This is a genomic window from Roseateles koreensis (genome assembly GCF_028595305.1).
Lineage (GTDB): Bacteria > Pseudomonadota > Gammaproteobacteria > Burkholderiales > Burkholderiaceae_C > Paucibacter_A > Paucibacter_A koreensis.
This window is the reverse complement of sequence record NZ_JAQQXS010000001.1, coordinates 150,831-177,156: the sequence shown is the minus strand read 5'-3', so window position 1 is coordinate 177,156 and position 26,326 is coordinate 150,831. Positions and strand designations below refer to the sequence as shown.

Genomic DNA, 26,326 nt, shown 5'->3' with positions numbered 1-26,326 from the left:
AGGCCAAGCTGCCTGCCATTCCGGGGCCAAATCGAAAACAAGTGGGCTTTGGCCCCGTGATTTGAATGGCCGCCCAACCATCAGGCCGAAATTTGCGCCCAAACCTTCTCCAAACGTTTGACGCTGACGGGCTGCGGCGTCCGCAACTCCTGGGCGAACAGGCTGACCCGCAACTCCTCCAACTGCCACCGAAAATCAGTCAATCGGGCATCCGCCTGCCCTTTCAGCTCAATCACGCGGCGCAGGTATCGCTGCTCCAGGGGGCGCAACTCAGCCAAGAGCTTGGCATCACGCGCCGCATCGGCCCGCAGTTTGTCCAGGCGGGCGGTGATGGCCTTCAGGTAACGCGGTAAATGCTGGAGCTGTGCCCAGGGTGTGCCGGTGACGAAGTTCTTGGGCACCAGACGTTGCAACTGAGCAGTGACGTCCTCCGCCACCTCCTTGGCCGCGCGCGCGTCCTTGAGCTTGCGAGAAGCAGCGGTGTACTCCTGCAGCACCACGCCGGTCTGACGCGCCACTTCCTGGGCAATCAGATTCAGGCGCGAGCGCCCTTCTTCCAGCCTTGCTTTGAACTGAAACTCATCTTTGGGCAAGGGCTCAACCAGGAAGGCACGGTCCAGGGCCACGCCGATGACCTGGTCGCGCAACTCCTCCGCAGTGCCCAGCCCCATGAACAGCACCGACATTTTTTGCAGATCGGGAATGTTTTTTTCCAGAAACTTGAGCGGTTCCTTGAGCTGCAAGGCCAACAACCGGCGCAGGCCCAGGCGGTGCTTGGCGGCGGCCACCTCGGGCTCGTCAAACACCTCGATTTCCACATGCGTGCCACGGTCCAGCAGGGCCGGGAAGCCGATCAGACTTTGCGCCCCACGGCTCACTTCCATCAACTCGGGCAACTCGCCGAAGGTCCAAGCCGTGTAGCTCGACGCTGCCTTGGGCGGGATGGATGCCCCCTGCTTTAGCGCCCCGGCGGGCGCACGCACTTCAGCACGAATGCCGCCCGCAGCAACCGGCGGCAGCGCGGCTGGCTTTGCCCCCTCAGACACAGCCGGCATCTTCAACGCCGCCAACGCCTGAAAGGCCGAGCGCGCTTGCCCGCCCAACTCAGACTTCAGCGCTGCCAGATTTCTGCCCTGCCCCAATTGCCGCCCATGCTCATCCACGATGCGGAAGTTCATGAACAGATGAGGCTGCAACTGCTCCAGCTTGAAATCATTGCGCTGCACGGCCAGCTGAGTGCGCTCCTTCACGGCCTTGAGCAAGACCTCAATCAATGCTCCCTGCGCAAAACCTTGAGTCGCGGCGAACTCTTTGACGAAGTCCGGCAGCGGCACCAGGCGCGAACGCGGGCGTTGATGCAGGCTCTTCAGCAAGGCCAGGACCTTGGCATCCAGCATGCCGGGCACCAGCCACTCGGCACGTTCTTCGCTGACCTGGTTCAAGGCGTAGATGGGCACCGTCACCGTCACGCCATCACGGGCATCGCCAGGTGCGTGCAAATACTCCGCCGCGCAGTCCACGCCGCCCAGCCGAACCATCTTGGGGAAGGCGTTGCTGGTGACTCCAGCCGCCTCATGTCGCATCAGCTCTTCGCGGCTCAGATGCAGCAACTTGGGCTCAGCTCTTGAGGCGTGGCGGTACCAACGCTCCAGCGTCGCCCCCGAGCACACCTCGGGCGGCAACTGGCTGTCGTAGTAGGCAAAGATCAACTCATCATCCACCAGCACGTCCTGGCGGCGCGATTTGTGCTCCAGCTCTTCAACCTTGGCGATCTGCTTCTGGTTGTGAGCGATGAAGGGCAAACGGCTTTCCCATTCGCCATTCACCAGGGCCTCGCGGATAAAAATTTCACGGGCGGCCTTGGCATCCACATTGCCAAAGTTGACGCGGCGGTTGCTGTAGATGACGATGCCGTAGAGCGTGGCCCGCTCCAGCGCAATCACCTCAGCCGCCTTTTTCTCCCAGTGCGGCTCCAGCAACTGGGTCTTGATCAAATGGCCGGCGATGCCGGGCAGCCACTGAGGTTCGATGTTAGCGATGCCACGGCCGAACAAGCGCGTGGTGTCCACCAACTCGGCAGCCACAATCCAGCGCCCCGGCTTTTTGCTCAGGTGGGCGCCAGGATGACGCCAGAACTTGATGCCGCGCGCGCCGAGGTACCACTCGTCTTCATCGCTTTTACAGCCCAGATTGCCCAGCAGGCCGGCCAGCATGCTGAGGTGAAGCTGCTCGTAGGTGGCCGGGCTGCCATTCAGGCGCCAGCCCTGTTCAGCCACCACGGTGTGCAGTTGGGAGTAGATATCTTTCCACTCGCGCACACGGCGCGGGCTGACAAAATTTTCACGCAGCAGGGCCTCGTACCGCCGGTTTGAAAGTTTATGTTCGCCGTGCCCGCCCTTGGCTTCTTCGATCCATTTCCAGATCTTCAAGTAACCCAGGAACTCGCTCTTATCGTCGTCGAATTTCTTGTGCTTTTCGTCGGCCGCTTGTTGCTGCTCCATGGGGCGGTCGCGCACGTCCTGCCCCGAGAGCGCGCTGGCGATGATCAGCACCTCGTTCAGCGCCTCGCGATTGCGCGCCTCCAAAATCATGCGGCCCACGCGCGGGTCCAGGGGCAGGCGCGAGAGCTCTTTGCCCAAGGCCGTCAAGTCGTTGAGCTCGTCCGTTGCGCCCAACTCTTGCAACAGTTGGTAGCCGTCAGCCACAGCCTTGCGCGGCGGCGGCTCAATGAAGGGAAACTCATCCACCTGCCCCAGGCCCAGCGACTTCATGCGCAAGATCACGCCGGCGAGCGAGCTGCGCAAAATTTCAGGGTCGGTGAAGCGCGGGCGCGCGAGAAAGTCCTTCTCGTCGTAAAGCCGTATGCAAATGCCGTTAGCCACCCGGCCACAGCGGCCCGCACGCTGGTTGGCCGAGCTCTGGCTGACCGCCTCGATCTGCAACTGCTCAACCTTGTTGCGATAGCTGTAACGCTTGACCCGAGCGGTGCCGGGATCGATCACATAACGGATGCCGGGTACGGTCAGAGAGGTTTCAGCGACGTTGGTCGCCAGCACGATGCGGCGCTGGCCATGCGGCTCGAACACCTTGTCCTGCTCCTGCTGCGACAAGCGCGCAAACAAGGGCAGCACCTCCACACCCGGCGGGTGGTGTTTGCGCAAGGCCTCCGCCGCCTCGCGGATTTCACGCTCGCCAGGCAAGAACACCAGCACGTCGCCACCACCCTCGCGCCAAAGTTCGTCCACCGCGTCGCAGATGGCGTTGTTCAGGTCGTACTCGCGTGACTCCTCAAAAGGACGGTAACGCTGCTCGACCGGAAAGGTACGACCGGAAACCATCAGCACCGGCGCCGGCCCCTTGGCTGATTCGAAATGCTTGGCGAATCGATCGGCATCGATGGTGGCCGAGGTGACAATTAGCTTCAGGTCAGGCCGGCGCGGCAACACCTCGCGCAAATAACCGAGCAGAAAATCGATGTTCAGCGAACGCTCATGGGCCTCGTCGATGATGAGGGTGTCGTAGGCCTTGAGCAGCGGGTCAGTCTGCGTCTCGGCCAACAAAATGCCGTCCGTCATCAGCTTGACGCTGGCACCGGGCTGCAATCGGTCCTGGAATCGCACCTTGTAGCCCACGATCTCGCCCAGTGGCGTCTTCAGCTCCTCGGCAATGCGCTTGGCCACGCTGCTGGCGGCAATGCGCCGCGGCTGAGTGTGGCCAATCAACTTGCCCGTATTGGCGCGCCCCCGCCCGAGGGCCAAGGCGATCTTGGGCAACTGCGTGGTCTTGCCCGAGCCGGTTTCACCACAGACGATGATGACCTGATGCTCAGCGAGCGCCCGGGCGATGTCCTCGCGCCGACTGGAGACGGGCAGCGACTCGGGGAAGGTGATGGGCGGCAGCGGATTGGCCGACTGGATTCGGGCCTCTTGTTGGGGCCTGGGGCGGCGCGCTGCGGGCGGTTTGGGTGTGGGGGTCTGATCGTTCACGAGGCGCGGATTATCCGTGCTCCAGCGACACAGTCTGCACAAGAGACCGAATCACTGCGGCACAATCCTGGCATGAGCCTGGTTTTCCCCCACACCTTCGTCCCCTGGTTTCGCGCCGTTGCGCCCTATATTCACGCCTACCGGGGTGAAACCTTCGTGGTCGGCATGACCGGGGAGTTGGTTGCTGCCGGCAAGCTCAATGCCTTTGTGCAAGACCTCGCCATCTTGCACGCCATGGGCATCAAGATCGTGCTGGTACATGGCTTTAGGCCTCAGGTGAATGAACAGTTAGCAGCCAAAGGCCACCCCGAGCGCTATGCCCAAGGCATGCGCATCACGGACGCCGTGACCCTGGATTGCGCCCAAGAGGCCGCCGGCCAACTGCGTTTCGAAATCGAAGCCGCCTTCTCGCAAGGTTTACCCAACACGCCCATGGCAAACGCTGCGGTACGGGTGGTTTCGGGCAACTTCCTAACGGCGCGCCCTGTCGGCATCGTCGATGGCGTGGACTTCGTGCACAGCGGCGTGGTCCGAAAAGTCGACGCCACCGCCATCCAGAAGGCCATCGACATCGGCGCCATCGTGCTGCTCTCGCCTTTTGGTTTCTCGCCCACCGGCGAGGCCTTCAATCTGAGCATGGAAGACGTGGCCACGAGCACCGCCATTGCCCTGCAGGCCGACAAGCTGCTGTTTGTCTGCGAAGTGTCCGGCGTGCCGGAAAACCCGAGCGACCCGGACAGCCCCATCGACACCGAGTTGGCCGTTATTGACGCGCAGCGCATGCTGGCCGCCCAACCCAAACCAACCTCACCTCTAGACGTAGGCTTTTACCTGCAGCACTGCGTGCGCGCCTGCCTGGGCGGCGTTGAGCGCTCACATATCCTGCCGTTGGCGGTTGACGGCGCCTTGCTGCAAGAGGTTTATACCCACGATGGCATTGGCACCATGGTGGTCGACGAAAAACTCGAAAGCCTGCGCGAGGCCAGCTCGGACGACGTTGCCGGCATCATTGCCCTGATTGAACCCTTTGAGCGCGATGGCACCTTGATCAAGCGCGATCGCACTGAAATTGAGCGCGACATCGAGGTATATACCGTCATCGAACACGACGGCGTCATATTCGGTTGCGCGGCGCTGTATCCGTATGTCGAGGCCAAGACGGCTGAAATGGCCGCGCTCACCGTTTCCCCCAATGTGCAAGGCCAGGGTGATGGCGACCGTATCCTCAAACGCGTGGAACAACGCGCCAAGGCCATGGGCCTGTCGAGTATTTTTGTGCTGACCACCCGCACTATGCATTGGTTCATCAAACGGGGTTTTGCCCAGGTCGACCCCGAGTGGTTGCCCGAAGAACGAAAACGCAAATACAACTGGGACCGCCGCTCTCAGGTGCTGGTCAAAAAGTTGAGCTGACCGGATGTCCATTCAAGCGCGCCGAAGTGCTTGTAGGCCCCCTGGTTATTCATGCCACGCTAAAGTGTGGTCACCGTCAATTTGAAATTCAAGAGGTTTTCCATGGCTCGCACCGTGCAATGTGTTTATTTGAAAAAAGAAGGTGAAGGCATGGACTTCGCCCCCTATCCGGGCGATTTGGGCAAGCGCATCTATCAAGAGGTCAGCAAAGAAGCCTGGGCGCTCTGGATGAAGCACCAAACCATGCTGGTGAACGAAAACCGCCTGAATCTGGCCGATCAGCGGGCGCGCCAATATCTGGCCCGCCAAATGGAGCAATTCTTTTTTGGCTCCGGCGCCGAAGCCGTTGCCGGGTATGTTCCACCATCACCATGAGCAGACGCCGGCATGACCGGCTGACCATGATGTCTAGATAGAAGCTAGATGCACTGAATCGGCGGCCCCAGCCACTTTGGGGCCGCTTTTTTTATTCTTGCAAATAACTCAACCACACGAGGCGATTGCCAGGTGATATTCAGCCAGCCAATGCACGTTGCCGCCTGCGCTACACCGTGCTCTGACTCATGGGTACCAGATGAGGCCCTGTTCGGCCGCACAAGGCACCGCCCTCGACCCCAGGCGAGCCAAACACAGCGCGCCCCGGTTGAATTTCGGAGAGATTCGCCCCACAACATTCCCTCGTGTTCAAGTGCAGCTTTCTACTGCATATTTTTTGCTACAAATCTTCACGCAAGTGCACAGAATCAAGAAGCCTGCTGTGCAGGCACCTTGAACTTATAAAGACCTGCGCTGATACCCACACTAGCCCCTAAGTTCTTGTGGGCACCAAGCTCACTCGGGTATTACATGGGCCAAATATAGGGGGTGGATATTTTTTTTAGATCGTGTCTATAATGGCCCGCACCAGCTTCGACTTCCCCATATCTCGCGAGGTTTCAAAATGTCAACACTTAAAGATCTCCTGGCCCAACGTGCGGCACTGGACGAGCAAATCTCCCAAACCAAAGATCGCGAACGGGCTGACGCGATTGCAAAGGTCAAGTCGCTGATGGCCGATTACGGTTTGACCGCTGCTGACCTGAGTGCACGTGCGCCCAAACAAGCCAAAGTCTCCAAAGTTGCGGTCAAGTATCGCAACCAAGCAACGGGTGAAACTTGGAGTGGCCGTGGCTTGCAACCCAAGTGGCTGAAAGCAGCCATTTTGGCTGGCGCAAACTTGGCTGATTTCCACGTTTAATAGCGTGCAGGCCCAGGGCAACGTAAAAATGCCCCAACAAAAAGCCACCTTCGACGGTGGTTTTTTTTCGTTCTCTTCGTGCTTGTTGCCTTTTTCTTTCCCTTCTACCCGCCGGGATTTACAAGGTTTTCCCACCCACTCGAATAGAGGGGCCGTTGCCATGGGCCCTCCGTGCACAACTGCTAGGATTCCGCCGGGCTTGTTCCAGCCCACGGCATTCCCGTAGGCCAAACGTTATGCGCAGCAACCGGGATTGATTTCAAGTTGATGGCACGCGGTTTCTTCGAACCGCACGGGCGGCAAATGAATCAAAACCGATGCTCCGATGAATCAGTTGTAGGGCATCAGGACGCCGCTGTGGGCAAACCGGTTTGCATAAACAAATACTTTCAATCTTGTTTTTCCATTGCTTTTGACATTCTTTGACCATCGGCCCGACCCCGCTGTCATCCACCACCCGCTGCCTGCGCAGCAAGACCACTACAAAGCACCTTTGTGAACGTCTCAAACAGTCGAACCAACCCGGCCCCCACAACTTCTCGGGCGGTCGAATTCCAATGGAGCGACTTACTGCGTGATTTGCAATGGGTGGGCGCCTACGTTCTGGCCGCCGGGCTCGGCCTGCAAGCTGCGGCGCACGTCAGTCCCCTGACGCCCCTGATTTGGCCGCCGGCCGCGATCGCGTTGCTCGGCTTCTTTGTGGGGCGTACCCGTGCTTGGCCGGGGCTTTTGTTGGGGGTCGCGGTCTTTCAATGGCTGTCAATGAACGCCGAGGGCATGACGCGCTGGAACGCTGAGCTTTGGACAATGGGCCAAAGCGCGAGCGAGTTGGTCGGCCCAGCCTTGGCTGCATTTTTGTTGCTACGGTGCGATTTTTCCCCGGCACTTGATCGACGCCGCGACCTGATGCTGTTGTTGGCACTGGGCGTGCTGCTCGGGCCACTGCTGAGCACTGTGACGGCAAGCCTCTGGCCTCTGTTACACGCTGCGCGGCAGGCATTCAGTTGGCAAGCTTTTGCGCTGCACTGGGGTCAACAATCGATGGCGGTGTTGATGTTCAGCCCTGGACTGCTCCTGATCGCCCATGCCGCATCCCCCCGTGAGCGCCGTACCCCGCGGTCCAACGAGGGCTGGCAACGCGTGCTGCGGCAGCAATGGGTGGCTGGCAGCACCCTCCTTGTGGCGATGGCCGGCGCCGGCGCCTTGTTTTTCACCCCGACCGACGCTGCCATCGCCATGGCAAGCTCAGGTTTGAGCGCAATTACCAGCTTGTTTGCCCTGCAACTGCTGTTGGGATGCGCCGCGCTGGGGGCGCCCCGTCGGTTGCTGCTTGCTGCCATTGTGCTGATCCAGGGCTTGGCTTTGTGGGGCAGTCAACTCGGGTTGGGGCCCTTCGCGACGGTTCAGGCTGCGCCGCTGCAGGATTGGACGGAGATATTGCCGCTGTGGGGCTTCATCACCAGTTTGAGCGCCATCGCCGGTTTCAGCAGTGTGGTGCAGTCCTCGCTGCGCCGACACAATAAAGAGACAGCCCAAATCCTCCAACACGCTGAACTCGCACAAGCCGTCTGGCAATTCAACGCCCGCGGTGCGCATTTGATCTACGCCAGCCCCATGTGGAAGGCCTATCTGGGCTTGGACGAAGGCCGCGGCTACGCCTATTCCGAATGGCAGGAGGCCATGCACCCGCTCGACAAGGACCAGGTGCGCCGGTCCATGGCCGCCTTGCTCGACGCGCATGGCCCGGGGCATTGCGAGGAAAACCTGCGGCTGCTCGTTCCAGGCAAAGGATGGCGCTGGTTTGAGCTACGCGTCCTGGTGCTTGACCGCCAGCGCCAAGGGTTGCGCCGCGGCAAGGTTCGTCGCATACATTGCACGCTGGCTGATGCCGATTGGCGGCACACGGCGGAAGAGCGTCAACGCCTGAGCATTGCGCTGTATGCGCATTTGCAAGAAGGGTTGATCGTGACCGATCTGGAGCACCGCGTTCTGGACGTCAACCCGGCGTACTGCCAAATGATGGCCGCCCCTCGCGACGCCTTGATCGGGCACAGTGCCCAGCCCTTGGCCGAGCAGACCTTGCGCCAGGCCGGCTACGACCCCGTGCGGTTGGACCAAGACCTGCAGGCCCAGGGTTATGTCCACGCCCGGGTTCAGCTCAACCGCGCCGATGGGGTGTCCTGCCAGTTGCAACTGACGGTATCGGCCCTCCCAGAACCCGCTGGGCCTGCGCGTTACCGCGTTATCACGGTGACTGATGTCACAACGGTTTGGCAGCAGCAGTTGCTGCTTGATCGGCAGACGCGATTTGATGCCCTGACGCAGCTACCCAATCAACACGAATTCATGCGACGTCTGCATGAGGGTGTCACACAGGCCGACAAAGAAGGCTTTCGCCTGAGTGTGTGCCGCGTGGATTTGGACCATTTCAAGCAGATCAACGAACGCTATGGGCACGCCCAGGCCGATGCCGTGCTGCAAGACGTGGCGCATCGCCTGCGTGCGTCCCTGCGCAGTGCGCCGCAGTGGTCAGACACCGTTGCTCGGCTCAGTGGCGATGAGTTCGCACTACTGATCCGCACCAGCGGCCCCGAAGAAACACAGTTGGCGCTGGAGCGCCTGCTCAAGGTCTTGTCCGCGCCGTATTGGCTGCAGCCTGCTGGTGGCTCGCAAGACCCGGCGCAAGGTGCCCCACTCAATGATTTCGATGGACTGACAGCCTTGGGCGGCGAGCCAGATACACAGGGCAAAATACCGCTGATGCTGACTGCTAGCATCGGCGCCACGGTGTTCCCCCAAGACGCCTCGGACCCCGAAACCCTGCTGCGCCACGCTGGCCACGCGCTCTACCGTGTGAAACACAGCGGCCGCAATGCCCACCAATTGTTCGACACCGCCAAACGCCTGCGGGACGAAGCCAGTTTGATCGCCTTGGCGCGGGTTCAACAAGCGCTCGACGCCAATGAATTGCGCCTCTACTACCAACCCAAGATCAATATGCAAACCGGGGCGGTTCAGGGCGTAGAAGCCTTGCTTCGCTGGCAGCACCCGGATCGCGGGCTGCTGCCGCCTTTGCATTTCTTGCCCCTGATCGAATCGACCGGACTGGTCTTGCAAATTGGTGACTGGGTCATCGAGCAAGCGCTCAAACAAAGTGCGCAGTGGCTGGCTGAGGGGCTAACCCTGAACGTCAGCGTCAACGTCACACCCCGCCAGCTTCAATTGCCCGACTTTTCACTGCGGCTGCTGGAGTTGATTCACCGGCACCCCGAGCCGGTGGCCCAACATCTGTGCCTCGAAGTGCTGGAGTCCGCCGCGCTGGCGGACGTGGACGCCACTCATGTCCTGATCCAACGCTGCCGTGCGTTCGGCCTGCGCTTCGCGCTGGACGACTTCGGCACAGGCTACTCGACGCTCACCTACCTCAAGCGCCTCCCGGTGGATGAATTGAAGATCGACCGTTCGTTTGTACGCAACCTGCTGGTTGACGCCCAGGACCGCGCCCTGGTGGACGGCGTCATCGGGCTGGCCAACACTTTTGGCTGCAAGGTGGTGGCTGAGGGGGTGGAGTCCACAGCCCACGCCCGAGCCTTGCTGCGCATGGGATGCCAACTGGGCCAGGGCAATGGCATCGCCGCCGCCATGCCGGCCCATGAAGTGCGCGGCTGGGTGGAAAGCTTTGCGCAATCAGCCTGGACGGGCAAGATGTTCAGCCGGGAACAAGGCTTGGCTTAGACTCCCGCGGTGATTCCTCCTGGCTTTATCCAAGACCTACTCGCCCGCACCGACATCGTCGAGGTGGTGGGCCGCCATGTCGAGCTCAAAAAGGCGGGCATCAACCACAAGGGCCTGTGCCCCTTCCACGGCGAAAAGTCACCCAGCTTTATCGTCAGCCCTACACGGCAAACCTACCACTGCTTTGGCTGCGGTGTGCACGGCAACGCGGTGGGTTTTTTGATGGAGTACAGCGGCCTGGGCTTTGTCGAGGCCGTACAAGACCTGGCGCAGCAAGTCGGCATGGTGGTGCCCGAGGACGAGCGCTCCGCCGAAGAGCGTGAACGTGCCGCCCAGCAAAAGCAACGCCAAGCGACCTTGACCGAAGTGCTTGAACGCGCGGCCAAGCACTACCGCGTGCAGCTGAAAAAGTCCCCCCGGGCCATCGACTATCTCAAAAAGCGCGGGCTCACCGGACAAATCGCCGCCCATTTCGGCCTGGGCTTCGCCCCCGAAGGTTGGCGCAGCCTAGCTAGTGCATTCCCCTCCTACGACGATCCGCTGCTGACCGAGTGCGGCATGGTGATCAGTCACCCTGCTGATGAAAAAGAAGCGGGTGACGCGGCGGTAGGTACCAGCACGGATAACACCGCGAGCAACAGCGGCACAAGAGAAGCCAAACGCTACGACCGCTTCCGCGACCGCATCATGTTCCCGATCCGCAATGTGCAGGGTGAAACCATCGGCTTCGGCGGGCGCGTGCTCGACAAGGGCGAGCCCAAATATCTCAACTCGCCCGAAACGCCGGTGTTCAGCAAAGGCCGCGAGCTCTATGGCCTGTTCGAAGCCCGGGCCGGACTGCGCCAACGCGGCTACGCCTTGGTGGTTGAGGGCTATATGGACGTGGTGGCGCTGGCGCAAAGCGGCTTCAACAACGCCGTGGCGACGCTGGGCACGGCCTGTACCGCTGAGCACGTGCAAAAGCTGTTTCGCTTCACCGAGACCGTGGTGTTCAGCTTTGACGGTGACGCCGCAGGACGGCGTGCCGCAGGACGCGCGCTGGAGGCCGCCTTGCCCTACGCCACGGATGTGAGGTCGGTCAAATTCTTGTTTCTGCCGGCCGAGCATGATCCCGACAGCTATGTGCGTGAATTCGGACCAGAGGCTTTTGAGCGGTGCGTGACCGATGCGATACCACTGTCCCGCCAGGTGATTGAGTCCGCCGCCGAAGGCTGCGACTTGGCCGTGGCGGAGGGCCGCGCCCGCCTGCTCGCCAACGCCAAGCCTTTGTGGAACGCCCTGCCCGCTGGCCTGCTCAAACGCCAATTGCTGGGCGATCTGGCGCGCCGCTCCCAATTGCCCGACCAGGAATTGCTGGCGCTTTGGCAAGTCAACCCCAGTCCAGCCAGCCACACGCGCCGCGCCGATGAACGGGACGCCCAGCGCGGGGATGAAAGCCCCGAACCGCCACCGCATCACCACGATGCCAATAGCGGCAGCGGCAGCAGCAGCGACTCCGGCGGCCAAGCCAAATCCTGGAAAAAGAAGGAATGGAAAAAGGACTGGAAGCCCAGCGGCAATTGGAAGCGCCGCGGCGAGCCCGAGGATGAAACCATTGGCACCCCGCGCCGCCAACCTGCCGCCAAAGCCGACCATGCCGTGCGCATGCTGCTACTCAACAGTGATTGGTGGGCACGGCTGAGCCCGGACGACCATCAATTGCTGCATGAATTGCCCGGCGTCCATGGCGAGTTGGTGGCTTGGCTGGAACGCTATATGGTCAACCATGGCGCCTGCCCCTGGTCGGTGCTTGAGGCCGCTTTGGCCGAAGACGATCTGCTAACGCAAGCGCGTGCGCTGACGGGCGAGTTGTACAGCGAAGACGAGATGGCCTTCGAAGACTTCCAGTCCCTGATCAAAGGCCTCTGGCTGGTGCGCCTGAAAGCGGAATCAGGACGCCTGGCTGCGTCGAACCCGCAAGGGGCGGACTTTGAGCGCTTCAAACAGGTGCTGGAGCAAATCCGGGCCCTGGAAGCGTCGACTCCGCCCGCGCCATGACACCTTCAAACAACGCTCTTTTTGACCTTGGCCTGCAATTGACCGATAATTAAGGGTTTTCGCGCGCAGCCAAGAGTGGCCGCAGCGATTTGCCGGACCCGGCCACCCAGCGACACTGGGCGCCCCTTGAGGCATCAAGGCCACCTTATCCGCCAAGCGCTGCATTGACAAAGGCTCACGCTAACTTGTATGCGCCACGGTTCGGGCTTTTCTTGTTTCTACAGGAAAGACCCAAACTGTCCGAAAGCCACCTGGGACGAGCTCCGCCTTGAAAAGCGTAGTAAACGCCCCCAGGTGGCTACTGCATTGTTCGAACGGTTTTTTTCGAAGTTTTTGCGAAGTTTTTTGCCGATTTTGCAAAGAAACCGTTTCTGGCCCGCCCGCCCCCATCCACTCGAGGATTTGCATGACTGCCAAGAAGACCACGCCCACGGCTGAAGTTGACGAGATCAAAAAACCTGCCGCCAAGGTGGTAAAGGCCGTGAAAGCAGCCAAGGCAAGCCCTGCGCCTTCGGCTGAAGGCGCAGGTGCGACCGACGACAAGCCCAAGCGCGGCCGCAAGCCCAAGGCAGCCACCGAGACCAAGAAGCCCGCTGGCAAAGCCAAGGCCGAGGTGGAAGAAGAAGACTTCTCCGATCTGGAGGCCGACCTGGAAGGCGAACCCGAGGCGGAAGCTGAAGTCGAAGTGGCCGACGCCGCCGAAGACAAGCCCAAGGCCAAGCCTCTGCGCATGAAGGTCAGCCGCGCTAAAGAGCGCGCGCTGATGCGCGAGTTCGGCCTGGAAGAAACGGCGCTGACCGAAGAAGAAGCCGCCAAGCGCCGCCACGAGCTCAAGACCCTGATCAAGATGGGCAAGACGCGGGGTTTCCTGACTCACCAGGAAATCAACGACCACTTGCCCGAAAAGCTGGTCAACGAGGAAATCCTCGAGGCCATCATTTCCATGTTGAATGACATGGGCATTGCGGTCTACGAGCAAGCGCCTGATGCTGCCACGCTGCTGATCCAGGGCAACGCCACCACCACCTCGACCGAAGAAGAAGCCGAAGAAGCCGCAGAAGCCGCGCTGTCCACGGTGGACTCTGAATTCGGCCGCACGACCGACCCGGTGCGCATGTATATGCGCGAAATGGGTACGGTGGAGTTGCTGACCCGTGAAGGCGAAATCGAGATTGCCAAGCGCATCGAAGGTGGCTTGCAAGCCATGATGCTGGCCATCTCAGCCTCGCCCACCACCATCGCCCACATTTTGGATCTGGCCGAGAAAATTCGCGCCGGTGAAAAGACCATTTCCGAAGTGGTGGACGGCTTCGTCGCTGCCGATGAGGCGGACGATTACGTGGCCGAAGAAGACTTCGACGAATTCGATGAAGAAGACGACGACGACGGCAATGGCGGCTCCAAGGCCCTGACCAAGAAGCTGGAAGAGCTGAAGAACGCCGCACTGGTCAAGCTGGATTCCCTGGCCATCAACTTTGACAAGATGCGCAAGGCCTTTGAGAAGGACGGCTACAAGTCCTCCACCTATAACAAGGCCCAGCACGCCATCAGCGCCGAGCTGATGACCATCCGCTTCACCGTCAAGACCATCGAGAAGCTCTGCGATTTGCTGCGCTCGCAAGTGGACGATGTGCGCCGCTACGAGCGCGAGTTGCGCAAGATCGTGGTGGACAAATGCGGCATGCCGCAGGAATATTTCATCAAGAGCTTCCCGCCCAATGCGCTGAACCGCGAATGGGCCGAGAAGGAAATCGCCTCCGGCAAGCCCTACGCCAATGTGCTGGCACGTAACCTGCCACCTGTGCAGGAACTGCAACAAAAGCTGATCGACATCCAGAGCAAGGCCGTCGTGCCGATTGATGACCTCAAGGACATCAATAAAAAGATGAACGAGGGCGAAAAGGCCTCGCGCGATGCCAAGAAGGAAATGATCGAGGCCAATTTGCGCCTGGTGATCTCCATCGCCAAGAAGTACACCAACCGCGGCCTGCAGTTCCTGGACCTGATCCAGGAGGGCAATATCGGCCTGATGAAGGCGGTGGACAAGTTTGAATACCGGCGCGGCTACAAGTTCTCGACCTATGCCACTTGGTGGATTCGCCAGGCCATCACGCGCTCCATCGCCGATCAGGCCCGCACCATCCGCATCCCGGTGCACATGATCGAGACGATCAACAAGATGAACCGCATTTCGCGCCAGCATCTGCAAGAGTTCGGCTTCGAGCCGGATGCGCCGACCCTGGCCGAGAAGATGGAGATCCCGGAAGACAAGATCCGCAAGATCATGAAGATCGCCAAGGAGCCGATCTCGATGGAAACCCCCATCGGTGACGACGACGACAGCCATCTGGGCGATTTCATCGAGGACACCAACAACACCGCACCTATCGAGGCCGCCATGCAAGCCGGCCTGCGCGATGTGGTGAAGGACATCCTCGACAGCCTGACCCCGCGCGAAGCCAAGGTGCTGCGCATGCGCTTCGGCATCGAGATGAGCACGGACCACACGCTGGAAGAAGTCGGCAAGCAATTCGACGTCACCCGCGAGCGCATCCGCCAGATCGAAGCCAAGGCCATCCGCAAGCTCAAGCACCCAAGCCGGAGTGACAAGTTGCGGACCTATTTGGACAACCTGTAATCGGGTTGGTCTGATACCTTGCCGTAGTCAAAAGGGCTGGAGCAATCCAGCCCTTTTTCATGGGCTTTTCAAGCAATGGAGGCCTGATTCAACGACTAAACTGCGGAAAAATTTATCCACCCAGCCAGGCTTTTTCAACTCACCATGACCCAAATTCGGGAGCGCACCGTCTTGTTTGCCGATTTACGCGGCAGCACGGCGCTTTTCGAAACCCTGGGCAATGCCGAAGCCACTTCAGTCGTGACCCACACCGTCAATCGGGTGGCGCAGGCCGTCAGCGAGTGCCATGGCCGCCTGATCAAGACCTTGGGGGATGGCCTGATGGCCGTTTTCGATGCGCCACGCGATGGCGTTCACGCAGCCATCCGCATGCATGAGTTGCTTGAGCGTGTGGCCGCCATGGGCCGGCAACACGGTGCGTCGTCAGGCTTACGGGCCTTGCGCATGCAAGTGGCACTGGCGCGGGGGGAAGTGGTGGAGATGAATGGCGACTGTTTCGGCGATGCCGTCAATGTCGCGGCCCGGCTGTTGGACCATGCCGGCGACAACGAAACCTTGATCACCGAGGAAGTTCTGCTCGGATTGCCCAGCGCGCAAACCTCGCGGTTTCGAAGCCTAGACCTGATCGCCGTGCGCGGACGCGCCGAACCGGTTCATGTGCACGTGTTGAATCAAGCCCATCATGGCGATATCGCCGCAGCAACGCAATTCGGCGAGGTGGTGCAGGCCATTGAACCCGACGGCATCCGCCTGCAATGGATGGACCTCGACCGGGTGTTTGACATCGAAAGCATGCCCATTGTGCTGGGCCGCAGCGTGCAAGCCACCTACTGCATCACCGATGGTCGCGTATCGCGCTCGCATGCGCGCATTGACTGGCATGGCGGCAGCTTCTCAGTCACCGACCTCAGCTACAACGGCACCTTTGTTCGCTTCAGCGATGACGCCGAAATTGTCAGTTTGAAGCGCGGCAGTTGCACCTTGCATGGCAGCGGCGTGATCGGCCTGGGCAGCCCACCGATTGATGCCACCTCACCGACCGTGCGCTTCGAAGTGCTGCATTTCGCCGACACCGAACCCCAGGGATTGGGCCTGCATCACCCCAGAATTTAAGCAAGTGCCGTCAATTTGGCGACAATGCCGCGCATGAGCCCCCCAAAAACCGAAGCGCCTTACGTCCACGGCAGTGCGCCCAAGACCGCCATCCTCTTCTGCAACCTCGGCACGCCTGACGCCCCGACACCCGCTGCGTTGAGACGTTATCTCGCTCAGTTTCTGAGCGATCCGCGTGTGGTGGAAATTCCGCGCCTGATCTGGATGTTCATCCTCCACGGCATCATCTTGCGTGTACGGCCCGCCAAATCGGCGCAGAAATACGCCAAGGTCTGGACCTCTGAAGGCTCACCCCTCAAAGTCTGGACCGACAAACAGGCCAAACTCTTGCAGGGCCTGTTGGGCGAGCGGGGGCATCGGGTGACCGTGCGCTACGCCATGCGCTACGGCGCGCCCGCCATCGGTGCCACGCTCGATGCCTTGCGCGCCGAAGGGGCCACCCGCGTGCTGGTGTTGCCGGCCTATCCGCAATACTCCGGCGCCACCACCGCCAGCGTGGTGGACGATGTGGCACGCTGGGCACTGCAAACCCGTCACTTGCCCGAACTGCGCTTCATCAACCACTACCATGACGATGCTGCGTATATCGCCGCGCTGGCGACCAACGTGCGTCAGCATTGGGCCGAGCATGGCCGGCCCGACCGGCTGGTGATGAGCTTCCACGGCATGCCAGCACGCACACTGGCGTTGGGCGACCCCTATCACTGCGAATGCCTCAAAACTGGTCGCCTGCTGGCCGAACAACTGGGGCTGACCCAGCAAGACTATCAAGTCACTTTTCAAAGCCGCTTCGGCAAGGCCAAATGGCTGGAGCCCTATACCGAACCGACCCTCAAGAAGATTGCAGCAGAGGGTGTCAAACATGTGGCGGTCATCTGCCCCGGCTTCAGCGCCGATTGCCTTGAGACGCTGGAAGAAATCGCCATCGAAGCGCGCAACACCTTCCTGCAGGCGGGCGGCCAGCGGTTTGACTACATCCCCTGTCTCAACGATGCCCCTGCCGGCATGCGCGCACTGGCCGATTTGACGGAACGCCATTTGCAAGGCTGGCCCACCCAAGAAGCGCCGGACGCTGCGGCCCTCAAAGGCCAATTGGCACGCGCCCAAGCCCTGGGTGCAAAGCATTGAAAACGGGCAGCGCCGCCGGACTCAGGCTGGACAAATGGCTGTGGGCCGCGCGTTTTTTCAAAACCCGCGCCTTGGCGGCTGACGAAATCGGCAACGGTCGGGTTCAAATCAATGGACAGGTGGCCAAGGCCTCGCGCGACATGAAGTTGGGCGATCTGGTGCGGCTGCGCCAAGGCGTGGTCTGGCGCGAAGTCTGGGTGCGCGGCCTGAGCCACGCCCGCGGGCCAGCAGTGCAAGCCCAGACCCTGTACGAAGAAACCCCTGAAAGCATCGCCCAGCGCGAGCATGCGGCGGAGCAGCGCCGCCTAGCCCCCGAGCCCGCCCAATCCATCAGCCAAGGCCGCCCCACCAAGCAAGACCGGCGCAAACTCCACGATTGGAATCGCTGGAGCGCCGATCAGGACGGCGAGTAAGCGTGCGGCGCGAGCCGCCGCGACTCACAGCACTTCACTTTGCATCGATAATCGCCCTTTCCCCCTCTTGAATTGTGGGCAATGGGCTCCATATGGGCGCCATTGCCTCTTTTTTGCATCATGACCACAGCTCAAACACCCCAACCTGACCTCTCCTCTGACCAGGCCGCAGCCGCTGATGTGGGCGCAGACGGTGCAGCCGCGCATCCTGCCGAGGCCAAATTGGCTGAAGTGGAAAGCCGCCTGGCTGAAATGTCGGACGCTTACTTGCGCGCCAAGGCCGAGGTGGAGAACATTCGCCGCCGCTCAGAGGACGAAATGTCCAAGGCGCGCAAATTCGCCGTGGAGTCATTTGCCGAAGCCCTCTTGCCCGTGATGGACAGCATGGAAGCTGCCATTGCCATGCCCGATGCCAAGGTGGAAACCGTGCTGGAAGGCGTGCATGCCACCAAGCGGCAATTGGCCGCCGCGCTGGAGCGCAACAAGGTGCTGGAGATCAACCCAGCAGCCGGCGTGAAATTCGACCCGCATCAACATCAGGCCATCTCAATGGTGCCGGCTGAACAGGAGCCGAACACCGTGGTGGCCGTACTGCAAAAAGGCTACACCATTGCCGACCGCGTCTTGCGACCGGCACTGATCACCGTTTCCGCACCGCGCTGAGTTTTCAGGGGGAAATCGACGTTTTTGGCTCATTTTTGGCAAAAACCTCATAAAGCCCCTTGAAAGTCGCTGTGCGGCCCGCAGTTGAGAGCCATGCGCCAAACGGCTGCTTGATTCACCAATTCGAGACCCCGCTGCTCGCTGAACCGCCAGCAGCGTTGAACCCCACAAATTTCAGGAGATAGACACATGGGAAAGATCATCGGCATTGACTTGGGCACCACGAACTCGTGCGTGGCCGTCATGGAAGGCAACACGACGCGCGTGATCGAGAACGCCGAAGGCGCTCGCACCACGCCGTCCATCATTGCCTATCAAGAAGATGGCGAAATTCTGGTTGGCGCCTCGGCCAAGCGCCAGGCTGTCACCAACCCCAAGAACACCATCTACGCCGTCAAGCGCCTGATCGGCCGCAAGTTCGGCGAAAAGGAAGTGCAAAAGGACATCGACCTGATGCCCTACACCATCACCGCCGCCGACAACGGCGACGCCTGGGTGGATGTGCGCGGCAAGAAGTTGGCCCCTCCGCAAGTCTCGGCTGAGATCCTGCGCAAGATGAAGAAGACCGCCGAAGACTACCTCGGCGAAGAAGTGACCGAGGCCGTCATCACGGTGCCCGCCTACTTCAACGACGCTCAGCGTCAGGCCACCAAGGACGCCGGCCGCATCGCCGGCCTGGACGTCAAGCGCATCATCAACGAACCCACCGCCGCGGCCCTGGCCTTCGGCCTGGACAAGCACGGCAAGGGCGATCGCAAGATTGCAGTCTACGACTTGGGCGGCGGCACGTTTGACGTGTCCATCATCGAAATCGCCGATGTCGATGGCGAAATGCAATTCGAAGTGCTGTCGACCAACGGCGACACCTTCCTGGGCGGCGAAGACTTCGACCAACGCATCATTGACTTCATTGTCAGCGAGTTCAAGAAGGAACAAGGCGTTGACCTGACCAAGGATGTGCTGGCTCTGCAGCGCCTGAAGGAAGCCGCTGAAAAAGCCAAGATCGAGCTGTCCAACTCCGCACAAACCGACGTCAACCTGCCCTACATCACCGCTGACGCCACCGGGCCGAAGCACTTGAACGTCAAGTTGACCCGCGCCAAGCTGGAGTCGCTGGTGGACGAGTTGATCGAGCGCACGATTGCCCCCTGCCGCACAGCCATCAAGGACGCTGGCGTGGCCGTGAGCGCGATCGACGACGTGATCCTGGTCGGCGGCATGACTCGCATGCCCAAGGTGCAGGAAAAGGTCAAGGAGTTCTTCGGCAAAGAACCCCGCCGCGACGTCAACCCTGACGAAGCCGTGGCCGTGGGCGCCGCGATTCAAGGCCAGGTGCTGGGCGGCGACCGCAAGGACGTGCTGCTGCTGGACGTCACGCCTCTGTCCTTGGGCATTGAAACCCTGGGCGGTGTGATGACCAAGATGATCAAGAAGAACACGACCATCCCGACCAAGTTCTCACAGACCTTCTCGACCGCCGACGACAACCAGCCCGCCGTGACCATCAAGGTCTACCAAGGCGAGCGCGAGTTGGCCACCGGTAACAAGAGCCTGGGCGAGTTCAATCTGGAAGGCATCCCGCCGGCACCCCGCGGCACGCCCCAGATCGAGGTGAGCTTTGACATCGACGCCAACGGCATCCTGCACGTGGGCGCCAAGGACAAGGGCACCGGCAAGGAAAACAAGATCACCATCAAGGCGAACTCCGGCCTGTCTGAGGCCGAGATCGAGAAGATGGTCAAGGATGCCGAGGCCAACGCCGCCGACGACAAGCTCAAGGTCGAACTGGTGCAAGCCAAGAACCAAGCCGACGGCATGGTGCACTCCGTGAAGAAGTCACTGGGTGAGCATGGCGACAAGTTGGAAGCCGGTGAGAAGGAAAAGATCGAAGCCGCCATCAAGGACCTGGAAGAAGCCATCAAGGGCGAAGACAAGGCCTCGATCGAAGCCAAGACTGAAGCCCTGATGACCGCCAGCCAGAAACTGGGTGAAAAGGTCTACGCCGACGCCCAAGGTGCTGAAGCCGCAGCGGCCGCTGCAGCAGGCGCAGGCGCTGCCGAACAGCCCCAGGCTGCAGGCAAACCGGCTGACGACAACGTGGTCGACGCCGAGTTCAAGGAAGTCAAAGACTCCAAGTAAACCGCTCTGGCGCGCCAAGTCCCTCCGTACGCAAGGACTTGGCCGTCATCTCGCCGCCGCGTCGCAGCCTCGGGTTTTTAACCCTTAGAGCTCGTCGCGGCGCTGTTGTTTGAACTGCACGGATCCTGCCCATGGCAAAGCGTGACTATTACGAAGCCCTTGGTGTCGCGAAGACCGCCACCGAGGAAGAGATCAAGAAGGCCTATCGCAAGATGGCCATGAAGCACCACCCTGACCGCAATCAGGGCGAGGGTGCCAAGAAGGCCGAAGAGCAATTCAAGGAGGTCAAAGAGGCCTACGAGATGCTCTCCGACCCGCAAAAACGCGCCGCCTACGACCAGTACGGCCATGCCGGCGTGGACCCGAACATGGGCGGCCGTGGCGGGCCGGGCGCAGAAGGCTTTGGTGGCTTCGCCGAAGCCTTCGGCGATATCTTCGGCGACATCTTCAACGGCGGGGGCGGCGGTGGCCGGCGCGGCGGTGGCCAGCAGGTCTACCGTGGCAACGATCTCAGCTACGCCATGGAGATCACGCTGGAAGAAGCGGCGCGCGGCAAAGAGTCGCAAATCCGCATCCCCAGCTGGGAAGGCTGCGAAGTCTGCAGCGGCACTGGTGCCAAGCCCGGCACCAGCGCCAAGAGTTGCGGCTCCTGCAATGGCTCGGGCACGGTACATATGCGCCAGGGCTTCTTCTCGGTGCAGCAGACTTGCCCGCACTGCCACGGCACGGGCAAGATCATCCCCGACCCCTGCACGGCCTGCAATGGCCAGGGCAAGGTGAAGAAGAGCAAGACGCTGGAAGTCAAGATTCCCGCCGGCATCAACGAAGGCATGCGCATCCGCTCTGCCGGCAACGGTGAACCGGGCGTGAACGGCGGCCCGGCGGGTGACCTCTACATCGAGATCCGCATCAAGCAACACGATATTTTTGAGCGCGACGGTGATGACCTGCACTGCACCATGCCCGTGGGTCTGACCACGGCAGCCTTGGGCGGCGGCATCGAGGTGCCCACCCTGGGCGGTAAAGCAGAGATTGAATTGCCCGAAGGCACGCAGCACGGCAAAACCTTCCGCCTCCGGGGCAAAGGCATCAAAGGCGTGCGCAGCAGCTACCCTGGCGACTTGTACTGTCACATCAGCGTGGAAACTCCGGTCAAACTGACCGAGCACCAGCGTAAGCTGATGAAAGAGTTGGACAAATCGTTTCGCGACGGCGGCGAGCGCCATTCCCCCAACGCCAAGAGCTGGACCGACCGGGTGAAGGACATCTTCAAGTAAGCCCGGGTTTCGACACCTGTCCTCTGCGCGCAAAGCGTTACTCTGCTCGCCCTGCAACCTTGTGTCTGCAGGGCGTTTTTCATGCGAGGTACCAGGGATTGCCCCCATTCAAGTCGGCGGTACAAAGGCCGATAAGACAGAGGTGATAAATCCAAAATCCCCGGCGGCTGCGGTCCAACCCGCGTACCCATGGCACTGCTAGACAACAGCATCCAGAGCGCCAGCGCCCTGATCATCGACAGCAACGCCACTTCGCGCAGCCTGTTGTCAGCACAACTGCGTGATCTGGGTGTCCAAACGGTGCGGCAGGCCACACGCATTCACGACGCACGCATGATCCTGGAGCACAAGGCCTACGACATCGTGCTGTGCGACTACCACTTCGACGGCACAGAAATGTCCGGCCAGGATTTGCTCGACGAATTGCGCCGCGAGCAATTGCTGCCCTACTCCACCGTTTTCGTGATGGTCACCGGCGAGGCCACCTATGCCAAGGTAGCAGAGGCCGCAGAGGCCGCTCTGGACGCCTATCTGATTAAGCCCTATACAAGTGCTTCGTTATCTGAGCGGCTCAGCCATGCCCGGCATCGCAAGCGGATACTCAAGGAAATTTTCGAGGCGATTGAAAAACAAGACTTCGAAAGCGCGGCCAACCACTGCCTCGCCCGCTTCAATGCGCGTGCTGAGTTCTGGCTCTACGCCGCGCGCATCGGCGCCGAACTCTTGCTCCGGCTCGCCCGCCACGACGAGGCGCAAAAGCTCTACAACGCCATCATCGATGCGCGCACCGTGCCCTGGGCGCGCCTTGGCGTCGCACGCACCGAACTGGCTGCGGGCAATGCCATCGCAGCACGCCGCACTCTGGAAACGCTGATCGGCGAGATTCCGGACTATGCCGACTCCTACGACGTGATGGGCCGGGTGCAGATGGAACAAGGCGAAATCGAAGGGGCGCTGCGCACCTACCGCATGGCCGCCACGCTCACGCCCGGCTGTCTGCTGCGTCAGCAAAGTTGTGGCAGCCTGGCCTTCTATGCCGGGCAGCGTGGCGAAGCCATCAAGATGCTGGAACGCACCATGGCCCAAGGCCTGCGGTCCAAGCTCTTTGACATGCTCAGCCTGATGCTGGTGGGCTTCATGCGCTTCGACAACAAAGACAGCAAAGGTCTTAAGTACGCGCAAGACGCCTTGCTGCAAGAGCTTGAACGCAAGCCTGGTACCAAACGGCTTCAGCGTTTCGACCTGGTCTTCCACGCGTTGCGTAAATTGCAGGAACGCAAGATCGGAGACGCGCTCGAAATTTCGCGCCAATTCGCCACCGAAATCGACAATGAAGACTTCAACCTTGAGGCCGCAACCGTGTTGGTGGGGCTGTGGGTGCGGTTGGCCAGCCAAGAGATTCAACTCGACGAAATGGACGTCTTGATGCAGCGGGTTGGATTGCGTTTTTGCACCTCCAAAGCCAGCACCGAACTGCTGGTATCCATGACCGAAAACAATCTCGCGGTTGCCGAAGAATTTCGCCGTTGCCACACCAAGATCTTTGAAGTGGCCGAAACCGCCATGCGCCACTCCATGCGAGGCTCAGCCCGTACCGGCGTGGAGCTATTGATTCAACAAGGTGAAGCGACCCGCAACGCAAAACTGATCGACATGGCGGCCTTGGTGCTCAAGCGACATGCAGAGAAAATCGAAGATGCGCCCGCCTTGGCCGAGCGCATCTCGCAGTTGCAAAACCTCTACGTTCTGCCACTGGGCATTTCCAACAGCCGCAGCCGTGCAGCTGGCGGCTTGGCGCTGCGCACCTAAAACAACTGACCTTGCGCGCCCGCAGCAATGGGGCGCCGAAACTGGCCTGTCTCCAGCACAAAGCGCTCCCGGTTCAGCCCCAGGCGGGCGCAGCACTTGTGCAGACGCTGCCGTGTCAACTCAGCCCACAAGCCCTCACCGGTCATGCGCTTGCCAAACCGGGCGTCGTTCTCGCGTCCACCCCGCATATCGCGCAGGCGCGCCATGATGCGAGCGGCACGCTCAGGCACATGCTGCGCAAGCCAGTCCTGAAACAAGGGATTCACCTCCCAAGGCAGGCGCAGCGCAATACTGAAGGCGCTGCGCGCCCCGGCGTGTGCCGCGGCCTCGAGAATCTGCTCCAGCTCAGGCTCGTTGAGAAAGGGGATCAAAGGCGAGACGCTCACCCCCACCGGTACACCCGCCTGTGCCAGCGTTTTGATGAGCGCCAGGCGGCGCTGAGGCGAGGCCGCACGCGGCTCCAAGCGGCGCGCCAGGCCGGCATCCAAGGTGGTGACCGACACGTACACCGAAACCAACCGGCCTTGTGCCATGGGGCCAATCAAATCCAGATCCCGCTCAATGCCCGCTGATTTCGTCACCACTGAAAATGGGTGCGCATGGGCATGCAAGACCTCGATCAATCCCCGGGTGATGCGCAGGCGCCGCTCCACAGGTTGATAGGCATCGGTCGCGGCGCCCAAACAAATCTGCCGGGCCTGATAGCCAGCCTTCGCAAAGGTGGCCGACAAAAGCTCAGCCGCGTTAACCTTGGCAACGATGCGGGTCTCAAAGTCCAGCCCCGGCGACATGTTCAGGTAACTGTGGGTGGGGCGGGCAAAGCAATATACGCAACCATGCTCACAGCCCCGGTAAGGATTGATGGACTGATCGAAAGGGATGTCAGGCGAGTTGTTGGCGGTGAGGATGCTGCGCGCCTGCTCCTCGATGATCTCAGTCTTGGGTGGCAATAATTGCTCTTCAACGCCTTGTTGCGTCGAGCCCCAACCATCGTCAAAGGCCTCGCGCCCTGCCGTCTCGAACCGGTGCGGCAACACCCAGGCAGTGCCTCGCCCTTTCAGTACCGTGCCGTGCGAGTCATGAGTTAGTTGGCGTTTGTTTGCAATTTTCATACTGTATTTTTATACAGTATTTGAGCAACATTCAAGAATTCATTGTCAAAAAAAAACCACCCGGTCAGTCCGGATGGCTCGTTTGGGTGCTGATCGAAAATCAGTAGTCATCGCCCCCCGGGCTGACATAGCCCGGGGCCAGGTTCTCGAACTTGGTATGCATGCGTTGGAAGAACAGCTTCACCGTGCCCACCGGGCCATTACGCTGCTTGGCAATGATGATCTCCGCGACCCCGGGTTCCTTGCACTCTTCTTTGGTGTAGTACTCGTCACGGTAAATGAACATGATGATGTCGGCGTCTTGCTCGATGGCGCCAGACTCCCGCAGGTCCGACATCATCGGGCGCTTGTCGGGGCGTTGCTCAACGCTTCGGTTCAGCTGAGACAGCGCAATCACGGGGCATTGCAACTCTTTGGCCAAGGCTTTCAGCCCCCGCGAGATTTCACCAATCACCGTGGCCCGGTTTTCTTCATTGCCGCCATTGCCGCTCATCAACTGCAAGTAGTCGATGATGATCAGCCCTAACTTGCCGCAGATACGGGCTTGGCGGCGTGCACGGGCACGCACTTCGGAGGGGCTCAGGCCGGGGCTCTCGTCAATGAAGATGCTGGCCTTGCCGAGTTTGTCCACCGCCTCTGAAAGGCGGCCCCATTCATCGTCTGCCAAGCGGCCGGTGCGCAGATGGCTCTGGTCAATGCGCCCGATCGAACCCACCATACGCATGGCCAATTGGGCAGCGCCCATTTCCATCGAATAGATGACGACCGGCAGGCCTTCGTTGATGGCCACGTTCTCGCCGATATTGACCACAAAGGCGGTCTTGCCCATGGAGGGGCGCGCGGCCAGAATAATGAGGTCACCAGGCTGGAATCCGGCGGTCATGCGGTCAAGGTCGAAGAAGCCGGTGCGCACGCCGGTGACGTCTTCGGCACCGTTCTCGGCCAACTCGTTGACGCGGTCGATCAGCGCAACCACGAGGTTGTCCATGCTCTGAAAGCCCTGCCGGCTGCGTGAGCCCTCCTCGCCGATGCGGAAAATCTTGCCTTCCGCCTCGTCAAGAATTTGCGTCACAGCCCGACCTTGCGGTGCCAGGGCCGCCGTGGCGATTTCGTCGCTGGCGGTGACCAGCTTGCGCAGAATCGCGCGCTCGCGCACGATTTCGGCATAACGGCGCAAATTTGCGGCACTGGGCACGCTCTGCGCCAAGGCGTTCAAATAGGCCAACCCACCACACTCTTCGGCCTTGCCGATGGAGGTGAGCTCTTCAAATACGGTCACCACGTCGGCTGGCTTGCCTGCATTGATCAACTTGCCCGTGGCCGCGAAGATCTGCTTGTGCTCGAAGCGATAGAAATCGCTTTCGGTCAACAGATCACCCGCCCGGTCCCAGGCCGAGTTGTCGATCAGCAACCCGCCCAGCACACTTTGCTCGGCCTCAATGGAGTGCGGCGGCACACGCAGGCGCGCCACTTCGTCATCACGTTTTTCGGCGCCGTTCGAACCCGGCAGAGAAGGAGGATTAAAGGTGGCACTCATCGGAGAACTGAGCGGATGCTTTCAATGGGTCTGACGCAAGATGCGCCCGACATTGGCAAGATCACATGTGGATAAGTCTGTGGACGGCA

The 26,326-nt window shown here is 60.7% G+C and carries 16 protein-coding genes; 13 read left to right on the top strand and 3 right to left on the bottom strand.

The genetic code is table 11. The features are described 5' to 3' along the window. Positions 1 to 80: 80 nt before the first annotated feature. Positions 81 to 3,917: an ATP-dependent RNA helicase HrpA gene (gene hrpA, locus PRZ01_RS00720; RefSeq protein WP_273595041.1), complete on the bottom strand. Its 3,837-nt coding sequence runs from the start codon at positions 3,915 to 3,917 to the stop codon at positions 81 to 83. Positions 3,918 to 4,058: 141 nt separating this feature from the next. On the opposite strand from hrpA, the gene argA reads away from it, so the two are divergent. The 13 genes from argA (at position 4,059) to PRZ01_RS00655 (ending at position 23,588) form a co-directional block, all read left to right on the top strand. Further along, positions 4,059 to 5,399 (top strand): amino-acid N-acetyltransferase, encoded by a 1,341-nt coding sequence (argA, locus tag PRZ01_RS00715; RefSeq protein ID WP_273594830.1) that lies wholly within the window; start codon positions 4,059 to 4,061, stop codon positions 5,397 to 5,399. 102 nt (positions 5,400 to 5,501) lie between these two features. Further along, on the top strand, positions 5,502 to 5,774 hold the full coding sequence (locus PRZ01_RS00710) for an oxidative damage protection protein (protein ID WP_273594829.1): 273 nt from the start codon (positions 5,502 to 5,504) through the stop codon (positions 5,772 to 5,774). Positions 5,775 to 6,339: 565 nt separating this feature from the next. Continuing rightward, positions 6,340 to 6,636 (top strand): H-NS histone family protein, encoded by a 297-nt coding sequence (locus PRZ01_RS00705; protein WP_273594828.1) that lies wholly within the window; start codon positions 6,340 to 6,342, stop codon positions 6,634 to 6,636. 495 nt (positions 6,637 to 7,131) lie between these two features. Further along, on the top strand, positions 7,132 to 10,371 hold the full coding sequence (locus PRZ01_RS00700) for a bifunctional diguanylate cyclase/phosphodiesterase (protein ID WP_273594827.1): 3,240 nt from the start codon (positions 7,132 to 7,134) through the stop codon (positions 10,369 to 10,371). A 9-nt stretch (positions 10,372 to 10,380) separates the two neighbouring features. After that, positions 10,381 to 12,408 (top strand): DNA primase, encoded by a 2,028-nt coding sequence (gene dnaG, locus PRZ01_RS00695; RefSeq protein ID WP_273594826.1) that lies wholly within the window; start codon positions 10,381 to 10,383, stop codon positions 12,406 to 12,408. Positions 12,409 to 12,814: 406 nt separating this feature from the next. Then, positions 12,815 to 15,046, top strand: coding sequence for an RNA polymerase sigma factor RpoD (gene rpoD, locus PRZ01_RS00690; RefSeq protein WP_273594825.1), 2,232 nt, complete (start codon positions 12,815 to 12,817; stop codon positions 15,044 to 15,046). A 144-nt stretch (positions 15,047 to 15,190) separates the two neighbouring features. Next, on the top strand, positions 15,191 to 16,159 hold the full coding sequence (locus tag PRZ01_RS00685; RefSeq protein WP_273594824.1) for an adenylate/guanylate cyclase domain-containing protein: 969 nt from the start codon (positions 15,191 to 15,193) through the stop codon (positions 16,157 to 16,159). Positions 16,160 to 16,192: 33 nt separating this feature from the next. Next, on the top strand, positions 16,193 to 17,287 hold the full coding sequence (gene hemH, locus PRZ01_RS00680) for a ferrochelatase (protein WP_273594823.1): 1,095 nt from the start codon (positions 16,193 to 16,195) through the stop codon (positions 17,285 to 17,287). After that, positions 17,284 to 17,700 (top strand): RNA-binding S4 domain-containing protein, encoded by a 417-nt coding sequence (locus PRZ01_RS00675; protein ID WP_273594822.1) that lies wholly within the window; start codon positions 17,284 to 17,286, stop codon positions 17,698 to 17,700. The genes hemH and PRZ01_RS00675 overlap by 4 nt, the downstream gene beginning before the upstream one ends. Before the next feature lie 120 nt (positions 17,701 to 17,820). Beyond that, entirely contained in the window at positions 17,821 to 18,363 is a 543-nt protein-coding gene (grpE, locus tag PRZ01_RS00670) for a nucleotide exchange factor GrpE (RefSeq protein ID WP_273594821.1), read from the top strand. A 189-nt stretch (positions 18,364 to 18,552) separates the two neighbouring features. Continuing rightward, positions 18,553 to 20,502 (top strand): molecular chaperone DnaK, encoded by a 1,950-nt coding sequence (gene dnaK / locus PRZ01_RS00665; RefSeq protein ID WP_273594820.1) that lies wholly within the window; start codon positions 18,553 to 18,555, stop codon positions 20,500 to 20,502. Between the two features lie 131 nt (positions 20,503 to 20,633). Beyond that, positions 20,634 to 21,779 (top strand): molecular chaperone DnaJ, encoded by a 1,146-nt coding sequence (dnaJ, locus tag PRZ01_RS00660; protein ID WP_273594819.1) that lies wholly within the window; start codon positions 20,634 to 20,636, stop codon positions 21,777 to 21,779. A gap of 189 nt (positions 21,780 to 21,968) precedes the next feature. Continuing rightward, entirely contained in the window at positions 21,969 to 23,588 is a 1,620-nt protein-coding gene (locus PRZ01_RS00655) for a response regulator (RefSeq protein ID WP_273594818.1), read from the top strand. Here PRZ01_RS00655 and PRZ01_RS00650 read toward each other — a convergent pair. Continuing rightward, positions 23,585 to 24,700, bottom strand: coding sequence for a PA0069 family radical SAM protein (locus tag PRZ01_RS00650; RefSeq protein ID WP_273594817.1), 1,116 nt, complete (start codon positions 24,698 to 24,700; stop codon positions 23,585 to 23,587). The genes PRZ01_RS00655 and PRZ01_RS00650 overlap by 4 nt on opposite strands. Before the next feature lie 100 nt (positions 24,701 to 24,800). After that, positions 24,801 to 26,237, bottom strand: a complete 1,437-nt coding sequence (dnaB, locus tag PRZ01_RS00645; RefSeq protein ID WP_273594816.1) for a replicative DNA helicase — start codon at positions 26,235 to 26,237, stop codon at positions 24,801 to 24,803. Positions 26,238 to 26,326: the final 89 nt, after the last annotated feature.